Origin of the sequence: Myroides albus (genome assembly GCF_009711045.1) — a bacterium.
Classification (GTDB): Bacteria; Bacteroidota; Bacteroidia; order Flavobacteriales; family Flavobacteriaceae; genus Flavobacterium; species Flavobacterium album_A.
On record NZ_WMJX01000077.1, the window covers coordinates 1 to 6,305 of the forward strand.

The 6,305-nt window shown below is 29.8% G+C and carries 8 protein-coding genes; 1 reads left to right on the forward strand and 7 read right to left on the reverse strand.

Annotation, left to right across the window (positions count from 1 at the left end):
• Nucleotides 1-128: 128 nt before the first annotated feature.
• From GJV76_RS14960 to GJV76_RS14970, 3 genes are all read right to left on the reverse strand, one after another.
• Nucleotides 129-446 carry a DUF6922 domain-containing protein gene (locus GJV76_RS14960; protein WP_006260078.1) on the reverse strand — a complete coding sequence of 106 codons (318 nt, stop codon included), beginning with the start codon at nt 444-446 and terminating at the stop codon, nt 129-131.
• Nucleotides 447-485: 39 nt separating this feature from the next.
• Nucleotides 486-1,169 carry a nucleotidyl transferase AbiEii/AbiGii toxin family protein gene (locus GJV76_RS14965; protein WP_025126271.1) on the reverse strand — a complete coding sequence of 228 codons (684 nt, stop codon included), beginning with the start codon at nt 1,167-1,169 and terminating at the stop codon, nt 486-488.
• A gap of 139 nt (nt 1,170-1,308) precedes the next feature.
• Nucleotides 1,309-1,716 carry a helix-turn-helix domain-containing protein gene (locus tag GJV76_RS14970; protein ID WP_155093393.1) on the reverse strand — a complete coding sequence of 136 codons (408 nt, stop codon included), beginning with the start codon at nt 1,714-1,716 and terminating at the stop codon, nt 1,309-1,311.
• A gap of 215 nt (nt 1,717-1,931) precedes the next feature.
• On the opposite strand from GJV76_RS14970, the gene GJV76_RS14975 reads away from it, so the two are divergent.
• On the forward strand, nt 1,932-2,186 hold the full coding sequence (locus tag GJV76_RS14975; protein ID WP_155093394.1) for a MerR family transcriptional regulator: 255 nt from the start codon (nt 1,932-1,934) through the stop codon (nt 2,184-2,186).
• Nucleotides 2,187-2,297: 111 nt separating this feature from the next.
• Here the strand turns inward: GJV76_RS14975 and GJV76_RS14980 are convergent, their stop codons facing one another.
• The 4 genes from GJV76_RS14980 to GJV76_RS14995 all read right to left on the reverse strand — a co-directional run bounded on the left by GJV76_RS14980 (nt 2,298) and on the right by GJV76_RS14995 (nt 6,244).
• Nucleotides 2,298-3,602: a site-specific integrase gene (locus tag GJV76_RS14980; protein WP_155093395.1), complete on the reverse strand. Its 1,305-nt coding sequence runs from the start codon at nt 3,600-3,602 to the stop codon at nt 2,298-2,300.
• 447 nt (nt 3,603-4,049) lie between these two features.
• Complete coding sequence (locus tag GJV76_RS14985; protein ID WP_155093396.1) at nt 4,050-5,159, reverse strand: beta family protein; 1,110 nt, start codon at nt 5,157-5,159, stop codon at nt 4,050-4,052.
• Nucleotide 5,160: 1 nt separating this feature from the next.
• A complete protein-coding gene (locus tag GJV76_RS14990) occupies nt 5,161-5,715 on the reverse strand; it encodes an ImmA/IrrE family metallo-endopeptidase (RefSeq protein WP_155093397.1) in 555 nt (184 codons plus the stop codon).
• A gap of 4 nt (nt 5,716-5,719) precedes the next feature.
• Nucleotides 5,720-6,244, reverse strand: a complete 525-nt coding sequence (locus tag GJV76_RS14995) for a hypothetical protein (RefSeq protein ID WP_155093398.1) — start codon at nt 6,242-6,244, stop codon at nt 5,720-5,722.
• Nucleotides 6,245-6,305 lie beyond the last annotated feature (61 nt).

Consider the following 6,305-nt stretch of genomic DNA (forward strand, 5'->3'; position numbering starts at 1 on the left):
TTCAGTACCAAAGACCACTCGTTTTTCTCCCCAAGGTCGCAAAATGGGTAAAGAGAAAAAGTATTAATTACCAGAATATATAAAGCAAAAAAGCTAGAGTACAAAATTACATGTACTCTAGCTTTTTCTTATATCCAATGATAGGATTTATCTTTTCTGTTTTGATAACAAAGCATATCTTCTTTTCTAAGTTCTGGAAAAAATCTAATTGCTCTTTCAATAGCGTAATTAGGTAAGAACTTAATCTCCTTACATATTGTAAGAAGCACTTTTTCTTTGCTATACAGCCGAACAATTTCATCTATTTCACTCTGATCGCCACGTTCAATTACACGTACTATAATGGGAATGTATGCTTTCTGATAATCAAGCTTATTAATGTCAGTATCCCAAAATAATTGAGTTCCTAAAGTTGAAATATCAGTTAGTTTTTGTTCTTTTTTCATATTATAAATATAGTGATTTAATGGAGGTTAAGCAACTATTTATCTGCGTATTCCTCTTTTTCTAACATGTTGGTCTATTTTTTTATCGGGTTCTAAATCGAATTTAAAAGAGGGATTTGCAACAGCTTTTTCTAAACGTTCTTTCATTCTATCCCAATTACTTTCTTTTCCATGCATCAAGGTAACCTCAAAATCTCGATAGATATTCTCATAAAAAGTTAATGCATAGGATGCTAATGCTGTATTACCATTATACTTGTTTTTATAAGCATCTAAATAGGTTTGCAAAGGATTGTGCTCTAAAAGAAAATACATATCAACAAAGTCTTTGATACGTGTTCCGCTTTGAAAAATAGCATGAAGTTTCATTGCTCCAATATCTTCTAAAGAAGCTAATCGTACATTGTCTATATGCAATACTTCTTTTTGTAAAGGATATTTATGTGCAATAATATCTACTTTAACTCGATTGATATCCATTAAAATAGTATTATTAAACATTTCCTTTACATTGGCATTAAGTTTTTGCTTTAAATGTTGTGATATCGATTTATAATCAAAATCTTTGGTCGAAAATAGGTCTATATCAATACTAATTCGATGACCTATTTGCAGGCTTAATGCTGTTCCTCCTACAAGAATAAAATCTTGTAACTTTTCATCTTTCATAAGTCTTTGAAGTAATTCCCAAAGCTCATTAATAACGGTTTGTTTATATAACATAATTAAAAAATTTTCAGAAAAGTATTCCTGAAAACCTCCTATATTATGTATTGGCTTAATGAGGTTCTATTTGTCTTTATAAGTCACAAAAAAAAGCCTAACCATAGGTTAAACTTTCATATATTTATTAATAATCTATTTACTTCGTTTGAATCAACTTCTCTAAACGAGTCATCATTTCGTCTTTCTCTTTAAGCATACGCTCATACAAAGCAATCTTTTCTTCATGAAGTTGAACAATTTTATCAATAGGGTTGTTATTAAAAACTGGACTATAATTTATCAAACCTTGTGTACCATGAAATGTACTTGATATTATATTAATCGCTTGCTCTTCATCAAAGTTCTCAATTGCTTCTACAGGTATTTTTAGCACCTTAGAGATCTGTTGTAATAAAGTATTATCAATGACCTCTTTCTGTTCAAGTAGAGATATCTTCTTTTGATTCCAATCATCTCCTAAATCAAAAGCAAGAACCTCTTGTTTGATTCCAAGCATTTCTCTAAAACGCTTTACATTTCTTCCTTGGTGTATTTTATGTTCCATAATTAATAGCTGAGTTAAGAAGGCTCAAAGATAAAGCCAATGATTTAAAAAGATTGAATTGTAAAGTTATAAAATAATCGGTAAGATATCCCAATATGAGAATATTATAGTTGTTTAATAGGAAATTCATAGCAAAATAGACCTTGAAACTGCCAAAAACAGAGTATCATCTGTTTTGATTGTAGTTTAGTTGTTTAACCAAAAAAATAACTATCATGGAAAGTCAAATTACAAAAGACGATTTAAGATTGTTTGCTCAAACAATCATTGGAGAGTTAAAAGATCTATTAGTCAAGCAAAACAAAGAAACTTCTCTTGATTGGGTAAAGGCTAAAGTAGCAAGACAATTACTAAGTATCTCACCAGCCTCGCTACAAACTCTTAGAATCAATGGTAAATTGCAGTATCGCAAAATACTTGGTTCGTATTACTACAACAGAAAAGAGATAGAGAACCTATTTAGTAAGTAGAAGATAGCTTCTACTTACTAAATAGGTTGAAAATTGACTCCTTTAAATTCCTTGCTTGCAAATACAACAGTTGAATTGTTAGAAAGTGTAGAGAATTTAAGGGAGTTTTTATTATCCATTTAATTGATTAATAAAATTAGTTAGTTGGGTTAATTTATCAGGGGTTAGGCTTTTTAAATTCTCTAGTAAATCTGTGTAATTATCAGTTTGTTTATTTGCTTTTCCGTCAAGCTTATCTTTTAATATCTGCATTTCAGTTTTAATAGACTCTTCTTCTGTTAGAGCGTATTCCTCTGTTTGTTTAACAGAGTGATGTCCTAACATTTCTTTGACTACGTGAATAGGTACGCCATTACCAAGAGTTACAGTACTTCCAAAAGTTCTTCTAGCTTTATGGGTGTTTAACTCACTTATCTCACATAGTGAAGCAATTTCTTTTAAGTACTCATTCATCTTTTGATTAGAACGAACTGGAAGAACGATATCTTTACCAATACAATCAGGATGATTTTTATACTTTTCCATTATCTCTATTGCTTTTGGAAGTAGAGGGATAGTTATATTCGCATCTGTTTTTTGTCTGTTGGTTCTAATCCACAGATTGCCCTCCTCATCTTTAGTAATATCGCTTTTCTTTAGTTGAAACACATTGATATAAGCAAGACCAGTATAACACTGAAATACAAATACATCTCTTACAGTACTTACTCTATCATTTTGAAACTCTTTGTTCTCTAAAATAGATAGCTCTTGTTTGCTTAATGGTTTCTTATTGAGCTTCGTCTTTTTAGGTTTGTATTGTACAAAAGGATTAGAAGATATTATTCCCTTCGCAACAGCCCGTAAAACAATCTTCTTGAAGTTTGATATATACTTTATAGCGGTATTGTTAGAACACGCTCTAACAGTTTTTAAATAGTGTTCATAGCCAATTACAAACTTATAATTAAGTTCTCTAAACTCTATGTCTTCTTTACCATATACATAACGGATATATTCTCCAACATGTGATCTTGCTGTTACATATCTTTCATGAGTTCCAATAGCATACTCTTTAGGTACAAGTTTAAAAACTTCATCATTGTGCTTTTGGAATTCTTCTAAAACTTTAACCCTACTAGTTCCTTTACCTTGTATATGATCCATAAGAATTGAAGCAGTAATAGGTAGTTCATTACTTAATAGCTCTAATTTGTACTTAGTAATTTTAGATACAATTGTATCTAATAGGTAGTTTAAGGTTTTAGCGTCTTCTTTAGCGCCATTAGCACGACCTGCTTTTTGGTTCCATCTTTTGATATCCCATTTATGACTAAGTGAAGTCTCTTTGCGAATACCATCTACTGTGATTCGAAGGTAAACACCTCTTAAATCACTTTTCTTCCTACTTGGTTTGAGAAAGAAATTAATTGACAACTGTTTTTAAATATTAATAAATGTCGAATTAAAACGTTCCAAAAACACAGTGTAAAACTCTCTGGTTCCCTTTGGCGTCAAGGTTTGCCAAGTTGAAAGGTGCACATCTCTTAGATATTTTTTTGTGCACCGAATCCCGAATATTTTTAGGTGCACTTTTAAAAAGAATGCGATACCCCTAAAAAAGAAAAAACCTATAACTCATTGTGAATCATAGGTTTTTGTACTTTTTTGATGACTTTTGAAAAGTTATCTTTTATAAATCAGCGGAGAAAGAGGGATTTACACCCTACTCCGTATGTCTTATAAATAGCGACTTTCAGGCTTTTAATTTTTTATGTGCCATGAAATAGCCGAGCTTTTAAATCGATGATTTTTAATATTTTAATTCTAGTAAAAGTAAAGAAAATCTTAGATATAATTATAACTAAATATTATCATTAATATTTAATTTATTTTATTAATCCGTCTAACCTGCTGTTCTATATGAATATTCATTCTAACAGCAATCCAAAATGATGGAGTAGCACCAGGTTTTAAACCTTCAGAACAATTCAATATTTGTGTTATTCCCCAATTAGATTTAATATTAATCGGAAACATATCATCAGCAACTACTTTATGTGCAACTCTTCTATAAGTATCGGCGTAAGCAGAAACTCCTTTTGGTCTTCTTTCCCGATAATAGTACACTAAGTTGTAAAGAGGTACATCTATTCTAGGAATCCATCCTCTAGCCATTATCACTTCGTCATTTCTAATAGGATTAATTGTACCATAATCCCCATAAAAAATATCTCCAAGTCCTTGGCTAGAAATTGTATTATATAATGTTACACTGGCTATTTTATAATTATCATAATCTTCTCCTCCCATATCATTAACATTATTAGGAAATGATGTCGCTGCTACAATATAATTAATAGATGAATCATCAAACAATGCTTTATAATTATTTATACGTGAGATAGTTTTTTCGGCTACATTAGGAACGGTAGCATTAGGTATATATCCACAATCAACCAAAATAGAAAATTCAATATTTTTATCCTGATACTTTTTTAAAATATCCAAATCATCATATCCATACTCATCAATAATAGTATTACGATAAATAATCTTTTTAAAATGATCTTTTAATGCAAGAAATTGTTTGACTAAATTATACTCATAATATTCATCATCAGGATTAATTATAATTGTTGGTACAATTTCTTTAAAGACACCTTCCTCCTTAACTTTCAAAAGAAAACTAACCCATGCGTCATACCCATTATCAGGATTATATAACTCATTTATTTCATCTGATTTTAATAAATTTTCATTCGTCAAAGTAATTCCAACTATTCTTCCTTCAAGGATATTTTTTAACTTTCTCAATCTAGGTTCAAATGGATAAGTAATATTCTCTATTTTAGCATTTTTTTCAGTTTTTTTCCTTCCACGAGTAATTTCTATTAAAGGAAAAACTTTATCTAAAATGTCACTTGAACTATTTTCTACAGCTTTGATTTCTGCCTCACCAGTCCTAATAATCAATGTATAATTGTAAATCATATTAATTTAAAATATATCCTAACTTTTCTAATCTGTATTTCATAGCTGAAGCAGATACTCCAAATTCTCCTGCTAATTCACTTAGCTCTCTTACTCCATTTGAAATTAACTCTTGTATTAGATCCTCTGGCATTAAAACTGCAGAAGCAAATTCATTAGCAGCATATTCTATAGGATTACTTTTAGCTCCTCTAAAAAATGTAGTATCCTCAAATGAAGTATTCTTTTCTTTATGTAAAAAATAATGTCCTAGCTCGTGAGCTATTGTAAATCTTTGTCTATTTTTATGATGCTTTGAATTAATTTTCATCTGCCAAATTCCATTGTCATTTTTCAAGCTCCCTGATAAACCTCCAGACATTTCTGAATAACTTAATTCTACATCTGGTAAAACTTCAACCAAAGTTTCAATATCTAATACGTTACCTTCATAAAGACCTTTATCTCTTGCTGTTTGTAATACACTTTCAACATCTTTAAACAAACTAGGTTCATTAAATTGTTCATGGATTTTTCGTCCTCCTCTTGTTGATTTTTGCTTTTCTAATTTATCCATCTTCCTAAACAGTTACTTTTTTATGACTAATTTTTCTATCATTAATAGCTTCATCTAACATTTCAAAGTAGGTATCTTGCTCTTCTTTTAAAGATGAAATATCTTCAACAAGTTTATTAAAATTATCAATAGAAGGAACTGTAGCAATTGACTCATCAAGCGCATCAGTAATTAATCCTTTAATTGATTGATCTAATTTATCATGCATTAACTTTGAATCTCTAAGCATTTCATCTAAAACTTTATTAACTTCATTTTTTACAATCCTATTTAAATCTTGAGTCTTTAAATCTATTTCTAACAAAGCCTCTTTAACTTCATTTTTTGCACTATTTTTAATAGTGAAAAAACTGATCAAAGAAAAGAATCCAAATAAGCCTAAAACTATAGATATTAAAGAATTATAATACGAACCTAAATTAGCTGTAAATTCTGCAGGAGTTAATAATTTTTGTTGCTTTTTTAATTCCTCAATAATTAAATGAGCCTCATAAGTTTTCGCTAAATTTACAGTATCACCATCATACAATAAAACTTTATCATATTGAATGTGAATATTCCACTGAAAGTGAACAGCCTATTCCGGTGTG

Coding starts and splice junctions, on each gene's coding strand:
- GJV76_RS14960 (WP_006260078.1), bottom strand. CDS start 446: ATGAAAAAAGAACAAAAACTAACTGATATTTCAACTTTAGGAACTCAA.
- GJV76_RS14965 (WP_025126271.1), bottom strand. CDS start 1,169: ATGTTATATAAACAAACCGTTATTAATGAGCTTTGGGAATTACTTCAA.
- GJV76_RS14970 (WP_155093393.1), bottom strand. CDS start 1,716: ATGGAACATAAAATACACCAAGGAAGAAATGTAAAGCGTTTTAGAGAA.
- GJV76_RS14975 (WP_155093394.1), top strand. CDS start 1,932: ATGGAAAGTCAAATTACAAAAGACGATTTAAGATTGTTTGCTCAAACA.
- GJV76_RS14985 (WP_155093396.1), bottom strand. CDS start 5,159: ATGATTTACAATTATACATTGATTATTAGGACTGGTGAGGCAGAAATC.
- GJV76_RS14990 (WP_155093397.1), bottom strand. CDS start 5,715: ATGGATAAATTAGAAAAGCAAAAATCAACAAGAGGAGGACGAAAAATC.